This window comes from Leifsonia sp. SIMBA_070 (assembly GCF_046534635.1).
Classification (GTDB): domain Bacteria; phylum Actinomycetota; class Actinomycetes; order Actinomycetales; family Microbacteriaceae; genus Leifsonia.
In genome coordinates, this window is sequence record NZ_JAWRYK010000001.1 from 2,257,780 (window position 1) to 2,277,279 (window position 19,500).

A 19,500-nucleotide genomic window follows, 5' to 3' on the forward strand; every position below is an offset into this window, starting at 1 on the left:
GGCCCAGCAGACGGATACGTTTCCCGCATTCGACGAATCGTCTCAACCCGACGTCGGCTGCCGGCCGGGCATCCTCGGGACTGCTCCCGCCTCGCTCAGTCTCCGACGATGCGCGCGCCGTGGACCGGTCCGGTCGCCCGGACCGCGCGCACCCGGGCCGCGCTCAGCGCGATCTGCAGGTCGAGCGCGGAGTCGAGGTCCGACGTCAGGAATGCGACCGTCGGGCCGGAACCGGACACGATTCCGGCCAACGCGCCGTTCATCTCGCCCAGCTCGATGACGTCCGCGATCTCCGGGACGAGGTGGATGGCCGGCGCCTGCAGGTCGTTGGTGAGCGCTTCGGCGAGCATGGCCGGCTCGCCGGCACGCAGCGCCTGCAGGACGGCGGAGTCGACGGTGGGCGTGAGCTGCGCCGGGGCGATGTCGTGCGCGTGGCGCTCGCGGTGGCGATCCAGCTCGCTGTAGACGAGCGGAGTGCTGAGCTGGCCCTCCGGCAGCGCGAGGACCCACTGGAACTGGCCCGTCGCGAGCGCCGGGCTCAGCTGGTCGCCCCGCCCGGTGCCGATCGCCGTTCCGCCGACGAGCGCGAACGGGACGTCGGCGCCGAGCCGCGCGGCCAGGCCGAGGAGCTCCTCGCGCCCGACGTCCGTGCCCCAGAGGGCGTCGCAGGCGACCAGGGCGGCCGCTGCGTCGGCCGATCCGCCGCCCATGCCACCGGCGACGGGCACGTGCTTGTCGATCTCCAGCCGGACGCCGCCGCTGAACCCGGTGCGCTTGGCCAGCAACCGGGCCGCCTTGATCGCCAGGTTCGAGCCGTCGACGGGGACGGTGCTCGTGTCGACGCTGCCCGCGAAGCTGACCGAGAAGTCGTCCGCCGCGTACGCGCGGACGTCTTCGTACAGGGAGACGGCCTGGTACGCGGTCGCGACGTCGTGGTAGCCGTCCTCCATGACGGCGCCGACGCGCATGAAGACGTTGATCTTGCCGGGAGCGCGAACGTGCACGCTGTCAACGTCCCACCCGTCCACCATGCTTCCAACCTACACACCCGGCGGCCCGGCCGCTGTGCGTCGCCTGGGCGCGCTACGCGGAGGGGACGGAGGCGAGCCGCGCGAAGTCGGCGAGCGCCAGCTGCTCGCCGCGGAGGCTCGGGTCGAGACCGGCCGCCTGGAGCGCCGTCGCGGCCGCCGACGGGTCGCCGAATACGGACGACAGGGCCTGGCGAAGCGTCTTCCTGCGCTGCTGGAAGGCCGCATCGACGAGCGCGAACGTGCGCAGCCGGAGCTGTTCGTCGCCCGGCTGCTCATCGCTCCGCTCGAACCCGACCAGGACGGAGTCGACATTGGGCACCGGCCAGAAGATCTGTCTGCTCACCGTTCCGGCGGTGCGCCAGGCCCCGTACCAGGCGGCCTTCACGCTCGGGGCGCCGTAGATCTTCGAACCCGGTGTCGCCGCGATGCGGTGGCCGACCTCCGCCTGCACCATGACGACGCCGGAGCGGAGGCTCGGGAAGTGCTCCAGGAAGTGCAGCAGCACCGGCACGGAGACGTTGTAGGGCAGGTTGGCGACCAGGCGGTCGGGGTCGGCCGGGAGCTCGGTGATCGCCAGGGCGTCACGGTGGACCACGATCAGGCGGGAGGCTGCATCGGGTGCGAGCTGCTCTACCGTCTTCGGGAGCTGCTCGGCCAGGCGACCGTCGATCTCCACGGCGATGACGTCGGCTCCGGCCTCCAGGAGGCCGAGGGTCAGCGATCCGAGTCCCGGACCGATCTCGACGACGCGATCGCCCGGCTGCACCTCGGCGACACGGACGATGCGCCGCACGGTGTTGCCGTCGATGACGAAGTTCTGGCCGAGCTTCTTGGTGGGCGTGACGTCGAGCAGTTCGGCGAGGTCGCGGATCTCTGCGGGGCCGAGCAGCCGGAGCTCGCTCACGCGATGATCCCGATGGGTCGCGTCGGCGGCGGCCCGACGGGCTCGCTGTCCCAGCGGCCGTAGACGAGCTCGGTGTTGGAGTTGATCTGGGCGGCGAGGGTGGAGGCGTCTGTGCCGAGGACCTCGGCCATCGCACGCAACGTGTGCGGGATCAGGTACGGCGCGTTCGGCCGGCCGCGGAACGGGGTCGGCGTGAGGAACGGCGCATCCGTCTCGACCATGATCAGGTGGCGGGGAGCCGCGGCGAGGGCCTCCCGGAGGTTCGGCGCGTTCTTGAAGGTGACGGTGCCGGCGAAGGACATGTACCAGCCGTTCTCGGCGCAGATGCGGGCCAGCTCCACGTCGCCGGAGAAGCAGTGGAAGACCGTCCGCTCGGGGGCGCCGACGCGCTTCAGCGTGGCCACGACGGCGGCGTGCGCGTCGCGGTCGTGGATCTGCAGGGCGATGTCGTTCTGCTTGGCGATCTCGATGTGGGACTCGAAGGACCGGAACTGCGCGTCGCGGCGGGGTCCCTCCTCCGTTCGGAAGAAGTCGAGCCCGGTCTCGCCGACGGCCCGCACGCGCGGGCGGCCGGCCAGCTCGGCGATCACGGCGAGCGCATCGTCCAGCTCGCCGCGCTCGTCGTAGTCGGGCGCGTCGTTCGGGTGCAGAGCCACCGCCGCGAGCATGCGCGGTTCGATCGCGGCGGTCTCGGCGGACCAGCGGGACGTCTCGACGTCGTTGCCGACCTGGACGACGCCGCGGACGCCGACACTGGACGCGCGGTCGAGCTGCTCCCGGTAGTCGAGCGGCTCGACACCGTCGGCCATTTCGAGGTGCGTGTGGTTGTCGTAGACGGGAACGGTGAGCGCCTCGGGGAGCGGAGGGTACGCCAGGTCGCGGCCGTCGGTGACGTGCCGCTGCCGGACGAACGACGGGTCCGTCATACCGCGGCGACCGCCTCCGCATCGATCCGCGGGAACAGCGCCGCCAGGCCGTTGACCTCGGTGCCGGCGGGGAGCCGGCCCCAGTGGCCAGCGGTGCGCAGCGGCTGCGCGGTGAGTGCACCGAGCTCGCCCTCGACGCCCAGCGCCTCCCACAGCTTCGCCGTGGCGCCCGGGATGACCGGCGACAGCAGCACGCCCAGGGCGCGCAGCCCCTCCGCCGCCGTGTACAGCACGGTGCCGAGCCGCTCGCGCTGCGCGTCGTCCTTCGCCAGCGACCACGGCTCCTGCTCGGTGATGTAGCCGTTCAGCTCGTCGACGATGCGCCAGATGGCGGTGAGCGCGTCGTGGATCGCCAGGCGCGAGATCGCCGCGTCGGCGTCGTCCGCCGCCGTTCGCACGACCTCCTGCACGGCCAGGTCGACCGGCTGGTACTCGCCTGCGGGAGGCACGATGCCCTCGAAGTAGCGGGTCACCATCGCGATCACGCGGGATGCCAGGTTGCCGAAGCCGTTGGCGAGCTCCGCCTGGTAGCGCGCGGCGAGGTCCTCCCAGCTGAACGAGCCGTCCTGCCCGAAGTTGATGGCCCGCATGAAGTAGTAGCGGAACGCGTCCGAGCCGAAGGTGTCGGTGATCTGCGTCGGCGCGATTCCGGTCAGCTTGGATTTGGACATCTTCTCGCCGCCGACCAGCAGCCAGCCGTGGCCGAAGACGCGCTTCGGCACGTCGAGCCCTGCGGCCATCAGCATCGCCGGCCAGATGACCGCGTGGAACCGGAGGATGTCTTTGCCGACCAGGTGGTTCGCCGGCCAGCGGCGGGCGAACTCCTCGTCGTCCTGCCCGTAGCCGACTGCGGTGATGTAGTTGAGGAGGGCGTCGAACCACACGTAGACCACGTGCGACTCGTCCCACGGCACCTTGATGCCCCAGTCGAAGCTGGAGCGGGAGATCGAGAGGTCGCTCAGCCCCTGTCGCACGAAGCTGACAACCTCGTTGCGGGCGGACTCGGGCTGGACGAAGTCGGGCCGCTCCTCGTAGAGGGCGAGCAGGCGGTCGGCGAACTGGCTCATCCGGAAGAAGTAGTTCTTCTCCTGCAGCAGCTCGAGCGGCTTCGAGTGGATCGCGCAGACCTTCTGGCCCTCGTACTCCCCTGTTCCGTCGACGATCTCGCTCTGCGGCTTGAACTCCTCGCAACCGACGCAGTACAGCGCTTCGTACTCGCCGGCGTAGATGTAGCCGTCGTCGTACAGCTTCTGCAGGAACTTCTGGACGTTCACCTCGTGGCGCTCGTCGGTGGTGCGGATGAAGTCGTCGTTGGCGATGTCGATGGTCTTCAGCAGCGGCAGCCACTCTTCTGTGACCAGCTTGTCGGCCCACTCCTGCGGCGTCGTGCCGTTCGCCGTCGCGGTGCGGAGGATCTTCTGACCGTGCTCGTCCGTCCCGGTCAGCAGCCAGGTGTCGTCGCCGGCCTGGCGGTGCCAGCGCGCGAGGACGTCGGCCGCGACCTCCGTGTAGGCATGCCCGATGTGCGGGACATCATTCACGTAGAAGATCGGCGTGGTGATGTAGAAGGAGGAGCCATCGGACATGGTGACTATCCTACGGGCGCGCAACACACCGATCCCGCGTGTTACTGCGCCTGTGGAGAACCGCCCGACCGCCCGCCGCTGGGACAGCTGACGCCCGTGCAGGGTTGGGTCCGATAGGTCTAGAATGGCTCCGAATGCAAGAGAAAGGAGCCGAACGGTGATAATCAGCTCGGCGGACGATCTTCCCCGCGTGTCCATCAGCGCTTTCAAGTCGAACCCGGTGCGCTACCTGGAGACCGGAGCACTCATCACGAACCACGGTCGCGTGCGGGCGGCCTTCACGCCCGTCGAAGACGCGACGGAAGACGATCGGCTCGACAGCATCAAGGCTCAGCTCGCCCTGCTCATGCGTCTTCAGTCCCCCGAAGACGTCGCGGAGGAACTCGCCGCCCTCTCTGCCGACCGCGATGCCGACACAGTGGGCGAAGCTCGATGACCTCCCGAGGCGCCTCGCCGACGCGCGCTATCTCGGCCACGTCGATGGTGGACACCAGCGTGATCGTCGCCGGGCTGACTCCGGAGATCATCGCCCACATCGAGGACTACGTGTCCTCGGCGATCTGCCGGGCAGAACTCGCCCGTGGGCTCGCGGTTTTCCACCAGGACGCAAGCCGTCCCCTTCGCGCGACCATCCGGCAGGAACTCCTCGAGCTGCTGGACTCCATCCCGGGATTCTGGCTCGACTTCGACGCGCGAGCCGCCGACGGCTACGGCCGACTCACGTCGCAGCCGCGCAGTGCCATGCGCCTGAAGGATGCTCTCATCGCCGGTCACGCCTATGCCCATGATCTGACGCTCGTGACCCTGGACAGTGGCTTCAGCCGCTTTCCTTCCGTGCGCCTCGAGGTTCTGGAACCCGCCGGAGCTCGCTGACCGGCGTCCAGCCCGATGCCACCCAGACCGAGCGCAGTCAGGCGCGACGGGCCAGCGCGGCCTGGTAGAGGTCGCGCTTGCCGAGGCCGGTGACCTCCGCCACCTCGGCCGCCGCCTCCTTCAGGCGGGTGCCTGCCGCGACCAGCGCGAGCACCTGGTCCACCGCCGCCTCCGGATCCGCCTCGCGCGCCGGCGCCCCGGCGACCACGATGACGATCTCGCCACGCACGCCCTCCGCGGCCCAGGCGGCCAGCTCGGCGGCCGTCCCGCGGCGCACCTCCTCGTAGAGCTTGGTCAGCTCCCTACAGACGACGACGCGGCGGTCGTCGCCCAACGCCGTGGCGAGGTCGGCGAGCGACGCGGCCAGCCGGTTGGGCGACTCGAAGAAGACCATGGTGCGCGGCTCCGCGGCCAGGGCCCGGAACGTGGACAGCCGCTCGCCCTGCTTGCGCGGCAGGAAGCCCTCGAACGTGAAGCGGTCGGTCGGGAGGCCGGCCACGGCGAGCGCCGTCAGCACCGCCGACGGCCCGGGCAGCGCCGTGACGCCGACTCCTGCTGCAGCAGCCGCCTCCACCAGGTGGAAGCCGGGGTCGGACACGGTCGGCATCCCCGCGTCGGACAGCAGCACCACATCCTGGTCGCGGGCCAGCTCCACGAGCTCGCCGGCCCTGTCGCGCTCGTTGTGGTCGTGCAGCGCGATCAGCCGCGGCCGGTTCTCGACGCCCAGGCCCGCCAGCAGGCGCTGCGCCACGCGGGTGTCCTCCGCAGCGACGACGGTGGCCGACCCGAGCACCTCGACCAGCCTCCGGGAGGCGTCGCCGAGGTTGCCGATGGGCGTGGCGGCGAGGATGATCATGGCTCTTAGTCTGTCAGCCGAAAGGCGACATGGAGCCTGGCGCCCCTAGCATGGCCTGGTGACTTTCGCTCCCGCCACCGACGTCGCCGCCGCCCATCGGGCTGCGGAACGCGTCGGCACCCGTCTGGACGACTGGTGGGCGCGCGTGCTCCGCACTCCCGGCAGACTGCGGCTCTGGTACTGGGGCGCTCCCGTCGGTGTGACGCTGCTCGCCGCGATCCTCCGGCTCTGGAACCTGGGCCAGCCGCACTCCCTCGTCTTCGATGAGACCTTCTACGTGAAGGATGCGTGGACCACCTGGAACCTCGGCTACGAGGGCAGCTGGCCGGACAAGCCGGACCCGCAGTTCGCGGCCGGCCACACGCAGATCTTCTCGTCGGACCCGTCGTTCGTCGCCCATCCGCCGCTCGGCAAGTGGCTGATCGGGCTCGGCATGGCGGCGACCGGCCCCGGCAACTCGTTCGGCTGGAGGGTGTCGACGGCGATCGCCGGAACTCTGGCGGTCCTGCTCGTCTTCCTGATCGCGCGGATGCTGTTCCGCTCCACCATGGTCGCGACGATCGCCGGCTTCCTGTTCGCGATCGACGGCCACGCCATCGTGATGAGCCGGGTCGCGCTCCTCGACGGCTTCGTGATGTTCTTCGCTCTGCTCGCGTTCTTCTGCATCCTGCTCGACCGGAGGTGGTCGGCCGACCGGCTGGCGGCGAAGGTGGCGGCTGCGCGGTCGGCGGGCAGGGACCCGGCGTGGGGACCCGTGCTGTGGTGGCGTCCGTGGCTGATCGCGGCGGGCATCCTCTGCGGTCTGTGCGCGGGCGTGAAGTGGACCGGCTTCTACTTCCTCGCCTTCTTCGCGGTCTACACCGTGGTGGTGGATGCGGTCGCCCGGCGCCGCGAGGGGATGCCGTTCTACGTCAGCGGCGCCCTGCTGAAGCAGGCCCCCGCGACGTTCGTGCTGATGGTTCCCCTCGCGTTCGTCAGCTATGTGGCCACCTGGGCGGGCTGGATCTTCACCGGCAACGGCTACTACCGGCACTGGGCGCAGGCCGTGCACATGCAGTGGACGGGCGCGCTGAGCTGGGTGCCGCTGTGGATCCAGAACCTCTGGCACTACCAGACCGAGATGTACAACTACAGCATCAACCTGCACACGCCGCACCCGTACCAGTCCAACCCGTTGACATGGACGCTGATGCTGCGGCCGACGAGCATGTACTACGTCGGGACGACGCAGGGCCAGGGAGGGTGCACCGCGAGCTCCTGCTCGGCCGCCATCACCTCGCTGGGCAACCCGCTGATCTGGTGGGCAGGGACCGCGGCGATCCTGTTCCTGCTGTACTGGCTGGTGCGGAGCCGCGACTGGCGGATCGGGCTCATCCTGACCGGGCTGGCGGCCGGCTACCTGCCGTGGTGGCTCTACATGGGACGCACGATCTTCACCTTCTACTCGATCGCCTTCGAGCCCTACCTGATCCTCGCCCTGACGGCGGTGATCGCGATGGTGCTCGGCACCCGGGCGGATCCCGAGCACAGACGGAAGCGCGGCATCGTCTGGGTGGGCGGCTTCCTCGCCGCCTGCGTGGTGGTGAGCGCCTTCTTCTGGCCGATCTGGACGGGCCAGCAGGTGCCGTTCTGGTTCTGGCAGATCCACATGTGGCTGCCCAGCTGGGTCTGAGGATCGCCTCAGGCGCTGCCCGGTGCGGCACTGTCCCGTGTCAGCGGCCGGTGGTAGACCGAGGGGTATGACCGATGCCGAACAGCCCCTCGATCTCGTCCCCCTGGCCGGGAGCGAGCGCCCCGACCGACCCGGCTTCCAGGCGCACGGCGGGCTCTCCCCCGACGCGCGCGTGGACGCCACGCTCGTGCTCCGTCGCCGGGCGCCGCTGCCCGAGAGCGCCTTCGCGCAGCCGCTGAGCCGCGACGAACTGGCGGAGCGGTACGGCGCGTCGCCTGCGGACGTCGAGCTGGTGCGCAGCACGCTCGAGGGTCTGGGGCTCACCATCGACGAGGTGGATGCGGGGGCGCGGCGGGTCCGCGTGTCCGGCCCGGTGGAACAGGTGGCACGGGTCTTCGGAACCGACTTCGCGGAGTCGACACCGGAGGACGGCGGCGACGACGCGCCGACGTACCGGCAGCGGTCCGGGGGCTTGAGCATCCCCGCGGCACTCGAAGGAGTCGTCACGGCGGTCCTCGGCCTCGACGACCGTCCGCAGGCGCGGGCGCAGTTCCGCTACGTGCCGGCCGCCGCGGTCAACACCAGCTACACGCCGCCGCAGCTCGGCGCCGTCTACTCCTTCCCCGAGGGCACGGACGGCAGCGGCCAGACCATCGCGATCGTCGAGCTCGGGGGCGGCTACGTGCAATCCGACCTCGACACCTACTTCGCCGGGCTCGGCATCCCGACGCCGTCGGTCACCGCTGTCGGGGTCGACGGCGGCTCGAACAAGCCGGAGGGCAACGCGAACGGCGCGGACGGCGAGGTGATGCTCGACATCGAGGTCGCCGGCGCGCTCGCCCCGAAAGCGAAGATCGTCGTCTACTTCGCGCCCAACACCGACGCGGGTTTCCTGGATGCGGTGGCCACCGCCGCGCACGCGGACCCGACTCCGGCGGCCATCAGCATCAGCTGGGGCCAGGCGGAGGACCAGTGGACGGCGCAGGCCAGGACCGCTTTCGACCAGGCCCTGCAGGATGCGGCGGCGCTCGGGGTGACGACGACCGTCGCGGCGGGCGACGACGGCAGCAGCGACCGGGTCGGCGACGGCAAGCCGCATGTCGACTTCCCCGCCTCGTCCCCGCATGCGCTCGCCTGCGGCGGGACGCGGCTGGAGGCGGACGGCTCGACGGGGACGGTGCAGTCGGAGACGGTGTGGAACAACGGAACGGGCGGAGGCGCCACCGGCGGCGGGGTGAGCGCCGTATTCCCCCTGCCGTCCTGGCAGAAGGGTGTCGGAGTGCCCTCCGGGGCCGACGGGACCGATGCGGGCGGCGCGGCCAACGGCCCGGGCGGCCGTGGAGTCCCCGACGTGTCGGCGGTCGCCGACCCGCAGACCGGCTACCAGGTGCGCGTCGACGGTCAGGACATGGTCATCGGCGGGACCAGCGCCGTCGCGCCCCTGTGGGCGGCGCTGGTAGCACGCCTCGCCCAGTCCACCGGCAAGCCGCTCGGCCTCGTACAGCCCGCGCTGTACGACACGGCTCCCGCGGGCCAGGTGGCGGACGGCTTCCGCGACATCACGATGGGCGACAACGGCGCCTACCAGGCGGCCCCAGGGTGGGACGCCTGCACGGGGCTCGGCGTTCCGGACGGGACGAAGCTGCTGTCGGCGCTCTGACGGCGCCACGCCAGAGTGGACGCCCCGCCAGAATGGAGGGGTGAGCTCGCCTTCCGCCGTCGTCCGCCCCTCCCTCCCCTGGCTGCCCGGGCTCGTGGTGTGCGCGGTCGCGACGGCGGTCGCCTGGGGCGTGCATTGGCTCGTACCGGCGGTCCCGCTGCTCACCGCCGCGGTCGTGCTCGGAATCGTCGTCGGCCAGCTGCCCGTCGCCCGCCCGGCGGTGACCGGCCGCCTCGCGCCGGGACTGTCGCTCAGCGCAAAGCGGCTGATGCGCATCGGCGTCGTCCTGCTCGGTCTCAAGCTCAGCCTGGGTGACATCGCGGCCCTGGGCTGGGTCGCCATCCTCACCACTGTCGCCGTCGTCCTCGTCAGCTTCGCCGGGACGTTCTGGATCGGCAGGCTGCTCGGTCTCCCCGGTCACCAGCCGCTGCTCATCGCGACGGGCTTCTCGATCTGCGGAGCCTCGGCGATCGGCGCGATGAGCGGGGTCGTCAAGCCGAAGGACGAGGAGGCCGCGACTCCTGTCGCGCTCGTCACGCTCTGCGGGACGCTCGCGATCTTCGTCCTGCCGCTGCTCTGGCATCCCCTAGGCCTGGATGCGCAGCAGTTCGGCCACTGGGTGGGCGCGGGCGTCCACGACGTCGGGCAGGTGGTCGCGACAGCCCAGCTCGCCGGGGCCGCCGCGCTGTCCGTCGCGGTCGTGGTCAAACTGACCCGGGTGCTGATGCTCGCGCCGATGGTCGCCATCGCCGCAGTCGTCGAGCGCCGGCGTCATGTGGAGGGCGACCCGGCGGTCAAGCGTCCGGCGATCGTCCCGCTGTTCGTCGCGGGCTTTCTGGTTGCGGTGCTGATCCGGACGTTCGTTCCGCTCGCGCCCGCGGTGACCGACGGCGCGGACACCCTGCAGACGATCCTGCTCGCGATGGCGCTGTTCGGGCTGGGCACCGCGGTTCGGCTGCGCACACTGCTCGGGACCGGCTGGCGCGCACTCGTGACGGCGCTCGCCTCCTGGGCTCTGATCGCCGCTCTCGCCCTGGCCGCCGTCTGGATCAGCGCGACCGCCTGACCCTCGCCCCTTCTCGTCGAAGTGCCCCTTCTCGTCGAAGTGCCCCTTGTTGTCGCCGACACGCCGAGTAGCTGCGCAACAAGGTGCACTTCGACGAAACGGGACGAAACGGGAGGGGACGGGACAGATCAGGCGCGGGCCACGATGTGGAAGACGTGCCAGTGCTTCGGGCCGTCGAACGACATCCCGCGGCGGTCGTCCTCGACCAGCTGCAGCACGTCCATCCCGGCGAGCATGCCCTCCACCTGGGCTCGCTCGTGGAAGCTCATCCCCGGTCGCCCGGCCCACTCGTCGTGCGGACCGAACAGCTCGCCGGCGAACAGGCCGCCGGGGCGCAGCGCCTCGCGGAGGTCGGCCCAGAGGTAGGGAAAGTGGCTCTCGTCGCAGAACGGCAAGGCGAAACCCGCGTAGACGAAGTCCGCCTGCGGCAGCTCCCCGAGCTGCTCGAACGACGCCCGGCGGACGGTCACCCGCCCGGACGCCTCCGGAGTGAGCCCGCCGAGTACCCGCTGCTCGACGCCCGGGTCCGCATCCACGGCCAGGACCTGCCAGCCGTGCTCGGCGAGATGACGCGTCTCGACGCCGTCGCCGCAGCCCAGGTCGATCGCGTCGCCGGGCGGCCCGTCCCAGGCGGCGAGGGCGCTCTGGAAGGTGGGCCGCACGCCGCGTCCGCCCTGCTTCTCGTAGAACTGGGACCAGTCGAACGCCATGGGGCCGAGCCTACACACGCGGTGTCGGGCGCACTGGCTATGATCGGGCGGGTGCAGACCGCGCCCCCGTCCCCCCGCGTCGCCGTGCTCGGGCCGGTGCTCGTGGAGGACCGGCGCGGGTCGCTGACCGAACCGTCCGGCGCGCTCGGCAAGAGCCTGATCGTCGCCCTGGTGCTCGCCCGGGGCGCTGCGACCGTCCCCTCGCTGGTCGAGGACCTGTGGGATGACGCCCCGCCCCGGCAGGAGCGCGCGGCGCTGCAGACCCTGGTCTCCCGGGTCCGCACCACGAGCGCCGACGGGCTGCTGGAGTCGACGCCCAGCGGGTACGCCCTGGCCGTCCCGCACGAGCAGACCGACCTGGGGCTGGCCCGCTCGGCGGCGCGCCGGGCGTCCGCCGCTCTGAGCGCCGGTGACGCGGCGGCCGCTGCGGCCGAGGCGACCGCCGGTCTGGCCCTCTGGCGCGGCGAACCCGGCGCCGAGCTCGGCGGCACGCCGCTCGCCGAGGAGTTGCAGCGTACCGCCGCGGAGCTGCGCGACGAGCTGCTGCTGCTGCGGGCCCGTGCCCTGCGAACGACGGGCGATCACGCGGGGGCGCTCGCCGACCTCCAGCCCCTGCTGGAGCAGCGTCCCCTGGACGAGACGATCCGGCTGGAGCAACTGCAGACATTTGCCGACGCCGGGCGGCGCAGCGACGCGCTCCTGGCGTTCGCAGAGCTGAAGGAGGCGCTCCTCGACCGCCTCGGCACTCGTCCCGGCCCGGAACTGGTCGCGCTGAACGCCCGTCTCCTCGCCGACGACCAGGAGGAGCGGCCGTCGGCGCCGCGCCGCGTGCGCATCGGCCTCCGCTCGGCGCCGAACGCTCTCGTCGGCCGCGAGTACGACCTGGAGGCGGTCGAGGACCTGGTGGCGACCTCCCGGCTCACCACCATCCTGGGCGCCGGCGGCCTCGGCAAGACCCGCCTCGCGCAGGAGATCGGCAACCGGGCGGTGCACACCCCGGCGGTGATCGTCGTCGAGCTGGCCAGCGTCCGGTCGGGCGAGGATGTGGAGCTCGCTTTCGCCTCGACGCTCGGCATCCGGGAGGCCCGCGCCGCCCGCCCCGCCGACCCGGGCTCCCAGCTCGACCTGCGCTCGCGCATCCTGGGCCTGCTGTCCGAGCGCGAGACCCTCCTCATCGTCGACAACTGCGAGCACATCGTGGATGCTGCGGCCGGCTACGTGCAGGACATCCTCGATTCGACCAGCAACGTCCGAGTGCTCGCGACCAGCCGGGCCCCGCTCGCCATCGGCGCAGAGCGGGTGTATCCGCTCGACTCGCTGAAGAGCGGCGACGGCGAGGCGGCGACCGCTGGCGACGCACCCGCCTCCTCCTCCGGCTCGCCCGGCTACGGGCCGGCCGTCGCCCTGTTCGTGGATCGCGCCCGCGCGGCGCGCCCCGGCGCCGTGCTCCCGCTCGACGTGGTGGCGCGGTTGTGCGACCGGCTGGACGGACTCCCGCTCGCCATCGAGCTCGCCGCGGCCCGCACACGCTCACTGTCGGTCGACGAGATCGAACGCCGCCTGAGCAACCGTTTCGCCCTCCTCACCGGCGGTGAGCGCACCGCGCCGGAGCGGCACAGGACCCTGTTCGCCGTCATCGAGTGGAGCTGGAACCTCCTCGGCACCTCCGAGCAGGCGCTGCTGCGGCGGCTGTCGCGCTTCCCGGACGGCTTCAGCGCGGAGGCGGCGGAGGCGGTCTCGGGGAGCCGAGCCTCCAGCGTGCTCGACGACCTCGACGCCCTGGTCGCGCAGTCCCTCGTCACCGTCACCGAGGACGGCTCGACCGGTCTGCTGCGCTACCGGATGCTGGAGACCGTCCGCGAGTTCGGCGACCACGAGCTGGTGGCCGCCGGCGAAGAGGACGACGTCAGGACGGGTATGGACGCCTGGGCTGTGACGTTCTGCCGGGATGCGCTCACCGTCATGCACGGCCGGGAGCAGGTGCCGACCTTCCAGCGGGTGACCGCGGAGCAGGACAACCTGGTCGCGGTGCTCCGTTCGGCGATCGAGGGCGGCCGGCGGGAGACTGCGGCGGTCGTCTTCGCCACGCTCTCGTACTACTGGTCGTTGCGAAGCGCTCACTCGGAGGTCCTCGGCTTCGGCACGGCCGTCATGGAGGCGCTGGCGGGGTGGGAACCGGACGGCGAGCTCCGCGAGGCGGTCGCCGCCTGCTACACCGTCATCGGCGGCACCTTCCTCTTCGTCGACCTGCGGACGTCGGCCCGCGCGATCTCGCGGTTGCGCCGGCTGCGCCGGCTGCGGCCCTTCGCCGACTCCCGCCTGGAGGCGATGGCGGCGCTCGTGCTCCACGCCGGCCGGGCCGACACCGGCCTCGAACTCCTGCACGCGTACGCCGACTCCGACGATCCCGAGCAGGCATCGATCGGCAACCTCCTTCTCGCCCAGCTGCACGAGAACTCCGGCGAACTGGATGAGGCACTCGCCCGCGCGACGCGCGGCTGGGAGTCCGCTCAGCGGGCGGGCGACGCCTGGTCGCTGGCGTCCGCGGCGCAGTCCATCGCCCAGTCGCACAGCCAGCTCGCGCATCCCGCCGAGGCGCTGGAGTGGGCGCAGCGGGCGTACGACCAGATGGCGCAGTTGCAGGCCGACGGCGACCTGCGCCAGCTCGACTGGCTCATCGCCATGAACGCCATCTCGAGCGGCGACACCGTCGGCGGCAAACGCCTGCTGGAACGGTACCTGGCGGTGGAGCTGGACCGCACCGGATTCGACTACGCCGACTACTACGCGGTCGGCTACGCCGGGATGGCCGAGATCGCCCTCGCCGAGGGAGACCCGGCAGAGGCGGTGCGGCTCTACGACCAGGCGCTGGGCGCTTTCGGCGACGCTCCGACGGCGGGCCAGCGCATCCTCAACCCGTGGACGATCATGCTCGGGGCGGCGGCCCTCGTCGCCCGGCTGCGCGTGCACGCCACGGACCCGACCGTCATCGAGCCCGACGAGACGGATGCGGCTGCTGCCACCCTGCGGACCCGCATCCTGGTCACCTCCCGGCTCAACCCTCCGTCCCTCGACCGGCCGGTGATCGGCGCCGGCCTGGTCGGGTTCGCCACGTGGATGCTCGACCCGCGCACCGCGGAACGGCACGCCGGCTCCGGCGTGGTCCGCGGGTCCGGGCGCGAGTCGGAGCGCACACCCGCCAAAGAATCCAGCGCGTTGGCGGGCGGGGTCTGGGTGGAGGCCGGACTCACCCTGTTCGCGCTCGCCGGCCGGGCGAACTCCCGGCAGGACGTCGCGAGCCTGCACCGCGACGCGCTGGCCGCCCGGGTCGTGGAGGCGTGGGGCGGCGACCGGCTACGGGCCGCCCTCGCCGGGGTCGCGTCGGTCACGCCGGGCGACGCCGTCGCCCGCGGGCTCGCGCTCCTCGCCGATCTGCGCCCCTGACGCGCCCGCCTCCGCCTCCGCCTGGTTCACCACCCGCCACCCGCGAACTACTGGTCCCGACATGCCGTTATGGATGGAACCAAGCGGCATGTCGGGACCAGTAGATCCTGATCTAGCAACTTCGGTTGACAAATCGAGATAAGCAACTATGGTTGCTTACATGAACCCAACGCCCTTTCCCGATCCGGTCGGAGGCGTCGCCGACGGACTCGCGGCGGTCGTCGCCCTGCGCGAGCTGGCCGACCGCCTCGAAGACGCCGAAGTCGAGCGGGCCCTCCGCGACGGCTGGACCTGGACGCAGATCGCCGACGCTCTCGGCATCACGCGCCAGGCCGTCCACAAGAAGCACCTGCGCCGGGTCGCCGCGGCCGGCGTCGAACTGAGGAGACGCAATGTCTGAGACCAACGCAGCACTCCCCGCCGACCCGCCCGGGCAGCCCCTGTCCCGAGCGCTCCGGCCGATCATCATCCGTGCGGTCGCGGAGGCGCAGCAGCGGTCGTCCGCGCTCGTCGAGGCCGAGCACCTGCTGCTCGCCCTCGCCCGCGACGGCGCCCCGCAGGTCCGCGCCGCCCTGGCCGGCGCCGGCCTCGACCCCGACGGGCTCACGGCCGCCCTCGCCGCCGAGCGCGCCGCAAGCCTCCGCGTCGCGGGCGTCACCCCTCCCCCCGCCGAGCGCCTCGCCGCCGCGCCCCGCATCGCCCGCCCGCGCTGGGGAGCCTCCGCCCGGGAGGCGCTGGTCCGCGCCCACCGGGTCGCCGCCCACGGCCACCGGCACAGCTCGGGCGAGGTCGATCTGCTCATCGCCGTGGTCAATCTCGACCTCGGAACCGTCCCCCGCGCCCTGACCATGGCCGGAGTCGACCGCAACGCGCTGATCGCCGCCGTCGGCCGCGCGGCCTGACGGCCCCATCCACTCACACATCCCGCCAGTCCCCTCCATCCATGGGACGCAACACACCGCTATCCGCGCGCGATGACGGCGTGTTGCGACCCATCGATGGCGCTTCGCACACGCGCACTTACCGGTCCTTACAGCAGCACCCGCGCGCTGTAAGCGGCACGTAAGGGCGGTGTAAGCGCGCCCCGGCACCATCGGAGCATCACCAGTCCACAAGAAAGGACCATCATGACTCGAAGCTCGGAGTGGGCCGTCGAAGCCCACGGGCTCGTCAAGGTCTTCGGCGACAACCGGGCGGTCGACGGCGTCGACCTCACCGTCCGCGCCGGGGCCGTCTACGGCGTCCTCGGCCCCAACGGCGCCGGCAAGACCACCACCATCTCTATGCTCGCCACCCTGCTCCGACCGGATGCGGGCGAGGCCTTCATCTTCGGCCACGACATCCGCAAGGAGCAGCAGGTCGTCCGTCAGCTCATCGGCGTGACCGCCCAGTTCGCTTCCGTCGACGAGACCCTGTCGGCGAACGAGAACCTCATGATCTTCTCGCGCCTCCTCGGTCTGAGCTCCAAGGAGGCACGGCGCAAGACCACCGAGCTGCTCGAGGAGTTCGGGCTGACGGATGCGGCCAAGCGCCCGCTGAAGAAGTTCTCCGGCGGCATGCGCCGGCGCCTCGACCTCGCCGCGAGCCTCATCGCCCAGCCGCCGCTCATCTTCCTCGACGAGCCGACCACCGGCCTCGACCCGCGTACACGCTCGCAGATGTGGGATACGATCCGTCGCCTGGTCGCCACCGGCTCCACCGTGCTGCTGACCACGCAGTACCTGGACGAGGCCGACCAGCTCGCCGACCGCATCGCGGTCATCGACCGCGGCCGCGTGGTCGCCGAGGGCACCGCCGACGAGCTGAAGGCGTCGGTCGGAGAGTCGTCGCTGCAGCTGCGCCTGGCCGACGCCGCCGACATCGAGGATGCCCGCCGCGCCATCCAGACCGTGCTCGGAGTGGATGCGGTGGTGTCGCCAGAAGGCTCCCGCATCACCGCCCCGATGCGCGACGCGAACGCGGTCACGGACCTCTTCGTGACCTTCCGGGAAGCCGGCATCCACCTCCAGGAGATGTCCGTGCAGAAGCCGACGCTCGACGAGGTGTTCCTCACCCTCACCGGCCACGGCGTCGAGGAGGACGACCAGGCGGGCGAGGAGTCCGCCGAAGAAGAACAACCGGCCGAGACCGCAGAAGGGATCCGGGCATGACCGCCATCGCCACGATCACCCCGCCGTCGGAGCGGCGGCTGAAGAACCACGTCAGCGTCCGGCAGACGCTCGCCAACACCGTCACCATGGCGTACCGCGGCCTGCTCAAGATCAAGCGGACGCCCGAGCAGCTGATGGATGTGACGCTGCAGCCGATCATCTTCACGGTGATGTTCGCCTTCCTGTTCGGTGGCGCGATCGCCGGTGACGTCCAGTCGTACCTGCCGCAGCTGATTCCCGGCATCCTGGTGCAGACCGTCATCACGACCTCTGTCGTGACCGGTGTGCAGCTGCGCGAGGACATGGACAAGGGCGTGTTCGACCGCTTCAAGTCGCTGCCGATCGCCCGCATCGCACCGCTCTCCGGAGCGCTGCTGGCCGACACCCTCCGGTACACGATCGCCACCACCATCACCTTCGTGGTCGGCTTCCTGATGGGCTACCACCCCGCAGCCGGTCTCGGTTTCGTGGTGCTGGCCGGCCTCCTCGTCATCGCCTGCGCCTGGGCGATCAGCTGGATCTTCGCGTTCTTCGGCGTCATCGCCCGCACGGCGGGGTCGGTGCAGGGCATCTCGTTCCTGGTGCTGTTCCCGCTGACGTTCTTCTCGAACGCGTTCGTCCCGGTCGACACGCTGCCGTCGTGGCTGCAGTGGTTCGTGAACGTGAACCCGGTCTCGCACCTCGTCACGGCTGTGCGCGACCTCGCCAACAGCGGCACCTTCGGCGCCGACGGCTGGATCGCCCTCGCGGGGGCCGCGGTCATCGTCGCGGTGTTCGCGCCGCTCACGGTCCGCGCCTACATGCGGAAGGCCTGACCGGAACCGGGCCACCCCGGCTCCCCCTGAACGGCGGCCGTCGCATCCTGCGGAGGGATGCGGCGGCCGCTTCCGCGTGCCGCCGCCCTCCCCGCTGCTGGGCCCGTCCCCGCCGCCATTCCCGACTGCAGATTCGTGACGAATGTGGCGAAAACGGAGCGCAAAGCCCACACTCGTCACGAATCGGGGAGAGCCCAGACCGCAGCGGCCGCCGAGCGGTGAGTCGTTGCCTGAATTCGGGTCGAGTTGCGACATCGTGTCACCGCTCGGCGCGGCAACGGCGGCGGAAACGTGCGCGGATGCGCGCAGAGACGACGGAATGCTGCGCGAAGTGCGACATACACTGGAGAAGTGACAGCGTACGTCTCGGCCTTCGACCTGTTCTCGATCGGCATCGGTCCCTCGAGTTCGCACACCGTCGGACCGCTCCGGGCCGCAGCCGCATTCGCCGCCCGGCTGGAGGGCGAGGGGATGCTCGACCGCATCGACCAGGTCACCTGCACGCTGTACGGATCGCTCGGCTCCACGGGCATCGGGCACGGAACGCCGGATGCCGTGATCGCCGGCCTGCGCGGCTTGCAGCCCGAGACGTGCCGGCCGGAGGACGTCCACGGCGCCTGGTCGGACCTCCACCCCGGGGCGACGCTGCTGCTCGCCGGCCGCCGCAGCGTCCCGCTGGCGAAGGACGACATCGCCTTCGAACCGCGGACGCGGCTGCCCGGCCACCCCAACGCCCTGACTTTGCGCGCCTGGGGCCGTGACGAGGCGGGCGCGAGGTCGCCGCTCCCGCTGCTCGAGGAGACGTTCTACTCGATCGGCGGCGGCTTCATCCGGCGCGAGGGCGAGGAGGCTGCGCTCGCGGCGCGCCACGCGCATCCACTCCCCTACGACAGCGCCGAGGAGCTGCTGGCGATCTGCGAGCGGGAGGGCATCCCGATCTGCGAGGTCGCCCGCCGCAACGAGGTCGCCCTGCACGGCGCCCAGGCGACCACCGAACGGCTCGACCTGATCTGGGAGGCCATGGCCGAGTGCGTCGCGCGCGGCCTCGCAGGCGACGGGACGCTGCCCGGCGGGCTCGGCGTCCGCCGCCGCGCAGCCGCGATGCGCGAGCACCTGGAGTCCGTGCAGGACGACCCCGGCCGCGCGACCGCCCTGGAGTGGCTGCATGCCTTCGCCCTGGCCGTGAACGAGGAGAACGCGTCCGGTGGCCGGGTCGTGACGGCGCCGACCAACGGCGCGGCCGGGATCGTGCCGGCCGTCGCCCACTACTACCTGCGTTTCGTTCCAGGCGCGTCGGTGGAGGGGATGCGTCAGTACCTGCTCACAGCGACGGCGATCGGTTCCCTGTTCAAAGCGAACGCGTCGATCTCGGGTGCTGAGGGTGGCTGCCAGGCGGAGGTCGGCTCGGCCTGCGCCATGGCGGCCGGAGCGCTCTGCGCGGTTCTCGGCGGCACCCCGCGCCAGGTGGAGAACGCGGCGGAGATCGCCATGGAGCATCACCTCGGCCTCACCTGCGATCCGGTCGGCGGCCTGGTGCAGATCCCGTGCATCGAGCGCAACGCGATCGCCTCGTCCACCGCGGTCTCTGCGGCCCGGCTGGCCCTGCACGGCGACGGGCGGCACCTCGTCTCGCTCGACACGGTGATCGAGACGATGCGGCAGACCGGAATCGACATGTCGACGAAGTACAAGGAGACCAGCGAAGGCGGTCTCGCCGTCAACGTCATCGAGTGCTGACCGGCGCCTCCGTGGCCGCGCGCAGCGACCTCCGGAACTAGCAGCCGGTTCGGAGCGTCGGGCAATACGC

Annotated in this window: 17 protein-coding genes; 11 read left to right on the top strand and 6 right to left on the bottom strand. The window is 71.4% G+C overall.

What is annotated here, in order from left to right; all coding sequences use genetic code 11:
* Nucleotides 1-95: 95 nt before the first annotated feature.
* Genes SB754_RS10625 through metG form a run of 4 tightly spaced genes read right to left on the bottom strand, consistent with a single transcriptional unit; the run spans nucleotide 96 to nucleotide 4,447 of the window.
* Complete coding sequence (locus SB754_RS10625; protein WP_410782288.1) at nucleotides 96-1,031, bottom strand: 4-(cytidine 5'-diphospho)-2-C-methyl-D-erythritol kinase; 936 nt, start codon at nucleotides 1,029-1,031, stop codon at nucleotides 96-98.
* 52 nt (nucleotides 1,032-1,083) lie between these two features.
* Nucleotides 1,084-1,935, bottom strand: a complete 852-nt coding sequence (rsmA, locus tag SB754_RS10630; protein ID WP_410782289.1) for a 16S rRNA (adenine(1518)-N(6)/adenine(1519)-N(6))-dimethyltransferase RsmA — start codon at nucleotides 1,933-1,935, stop codon at nucleotides 1,084-1,086.
* The gene (locus tag SB754_RS10635; RefSeq protein ID WP_410782290.1) at nucleotides 1,932-2,861 is read right to left on the bottom strand and encodes a TatD family hydrolase; all 930 of its coding nucleotides are present in this window, start codon (nucleotides 2,859-2,861) and stop codon (nucleotides 1,932-1,934) included. Before SB754_RS10635 ends, rsmA begins: the two co-directional genes overlap by 4 nt.
* Nucleotides 2,858-4,447 carry a methionine--tRNA ligase gene (gene metG / locus SB754_RS10640; RefSeq protein ID WP_410782291.1) on the bottom strand — a complete coding sequence of 530 codons (1,590 nt, stop codon included), beginning with the start codon at nucleotides 4,445-4,447 and terminating at the stop codon, nucleotides 2,858-2,860. Before metG ends, SB754_RS10635 begins: the two co-directional genes overlap by 4 nt.
* A gap of 190 nt (nucleotides 4,448-4,637) precedes the next feature.
* Here metG and SB754_RS10645 point away from each other — a divergent pair, with 190 nt between their 5' ends.
* Nucleotides 4,638-4,883, top strand: a complete 246-nt coding sequence (locus SB754_RS10645; protein WP_410782292.1) for a hypothetical protein — start codon at nucleotides 4,638-4,640, stop codon at nucleotides 4,881-4,883.
* A 44-nt stretch (nucleotides 4,884-4,927) separates the two neighbouring features.
* A complete protein-coding gene (locus SB754_RS10650) occupies nucleotides 4,928-5,320 on the top strand; it encodes a type II toxin-antitoxin system VapC family toxin (protein ID WP_410782293.1) in 393 nt (130 codons plus the stop codon).
* A 37-nt stretch (nucleotides 5,321-5,357) separates the two neighbouring features.
* Here the strand turns inward: SB754_RS10650 and rsmI are convergent, their stop codons facing one another.
* Nucleotides 5,358-6,176, bottom strand: a complete 819-nt coding sequence (gene rsmI, locus SB754_RS10655; RefSeq protein ID WP_410782294.1) for a 16S rRNA (cytidine(1402)-2'-O)-methyltransferase — start codon at nucleotides 6,174-6,176, stop codon at nucleotides 5,358-5,360.
* 58 nt (nucleotides 6,177-6,234) lie between these two features.
* Here rsmI and SB754_RS10660 point away from each other — a divergent pair, with 58 nt between their 5' ends.
* The 3 genes from SB754_RS10660 (at nucleotide 6,235) to SB754_RS10670 (ending at nucleotide 10,574) form a co-directional block, all read left to right on the top strand.
* Nucleotides 6,235-7,848 (top strand): dolichyl-phosphate-mannose--protein mannosyltransferase, encoded by a 1,614-nt coding sequence (locus SB754_RS10660; RefSeq protein ID WP_410782295.1) that lies wholly within the window; start codon nucleotides 6,235-6,237, stop codon nucleotides 7,846-7,848.
* A gap of 67 nt (nucleotides 7,849-7,915) precedes the next feature.
* Nucleotides 7,916-9,508 carry a protease pro-enzyme activation domain-containing protein gene (locus tag SB754_RS10665; RefSeq protein WP_410782296.1) on the top strand — a complete coding sequence of 531 codons (1,593 nt, stop codon included), beginning with the start codon at nucleotides 7,916-7,918 and terminating at the stop codon, nucleotides 9,506-9,508.
* 40 nt (nucleotides 9,509-9,548) lie between these two features.
* On the top strand, nucleotides 9,549-10,574 hold the full coding sequence (locus tag SB754_RS10670; RefSeq protein WP_410782297.1) for a YeiH family protein: 1,026 nt from the start codon (nucleotides 9,549-9,551) through the stop codon (nucleotides 10,572-10,574).
* Between the two features lie 128 nt (nucleotides 10,575-10,702).
* Here the strand turns inward: SB754_RS10670 and SB754_RS10675 are convergent, their stop codons facing one another.
* Nucleotides 10,703-11,284 carry a class I SAM-dependent methyltransferase gene (locus SB754_RS10675; protein ID WP_410782298.1) on the bottom strand — a complete coding sequence of 194 codons (582 nt, stop codon included), beginning with the start codon at nucleotides 11,282-11,284 and terminating at the stop codon, nucleotides 10,703-10,705.
* 51 nt (nucleotides 11,285-11,335) lie between these two features.
* On the opposite strand from SB754_RS10675, the gene SB754_RS10680 reads away from it, so the two are divergent.
* The 6 genes from SB754_RS10680 to SB754_RS10705 all read left to right on the top strand — a co-directional run bounded on the left by SB754_RS10680 (nucleotide 11,336) and on the right by SB754_RS10705 (nucleotide 19,430).
* Complete coding sequence (locus tag SB754_RS10680) at nucleotides 11,336-14,728, top strand: AfsR/SARP family transcriptional regulator (RefSeq protein WP_410782299.1); 3,393 nt, start codon at nucleotides 11,336-11,338, stop codon at nucleotides 14,726-14,728.
* Between the two features lie 160 nt (nucleotides 14,729-14,888).
* On the top strand, nucleotides 14,889-15,128 hold the full coding sequence (locus tag SB754_RS10685) for a helix-turn-helix domain-containing protein (protein WP_410782300.1): 240 nt from the start codon (nucleotides 14,889-14,891) through the stop codon (nucleotides 15,126-15,128).
* Complete coding sequence (locus SB754_RS10690) at nucleotides 15,121-15,630, top strand: Clp protease N-terminal domain-containing protein (protein WP_410782301.1); 510 nt, start codon at nucleotides 15,121-15,123, stop codon at nucleotides 15,628-15,630. Before SB754_RS10685 ends, SB754_RS10690 begins: the two co-directional genes overlap by 8 nt.
* Before the next feature lie 225 nt (nucleotides 15,631-15,855).
* A complete protein-coding gene (locus SB754_RS10695; protein ID WP_410782302.1) occupies nucleotides 15,856-16,878 on the top strand; it encodes an ATP-binding cassette domain-containing protein in 1,023 nt (340 codons plus the stop codon).
* Nucleotides 16,875-17,693 carry an ABC transporter permease gene (locus SB754_RS10700; protein WP_410782303.1) on the top strand — a complete coding sequence of 273 codons (819 nt, stop codon included), beginning with the start codon at nucleotides 16,875-16,877 and terminating at the stop codon, nucleotides 17,691-17,693. The genes SB754_RS10695 and SB754_RS10700 overlap by 4 nt, the downstream gene beginning before the upstream one ends.
* A 351-nt stretch (nucleotides 17,694-18,044) precedes the next feature.
* Nucleotides 18,045-19,430 (top strand): L-serine ammonia-lyase, encoded by a 1,386-nt coding sequence (locus tag SB754_RS10705; protein WP_410782304.1) that lies wholly within the window; start codon nucleotides 18,045-18,047, stop codon nucleotides 19,428-19,430.
* The last annotated feature ends 70 nt before the right edge of the window (nucleotides 19,431-19,500 follow it).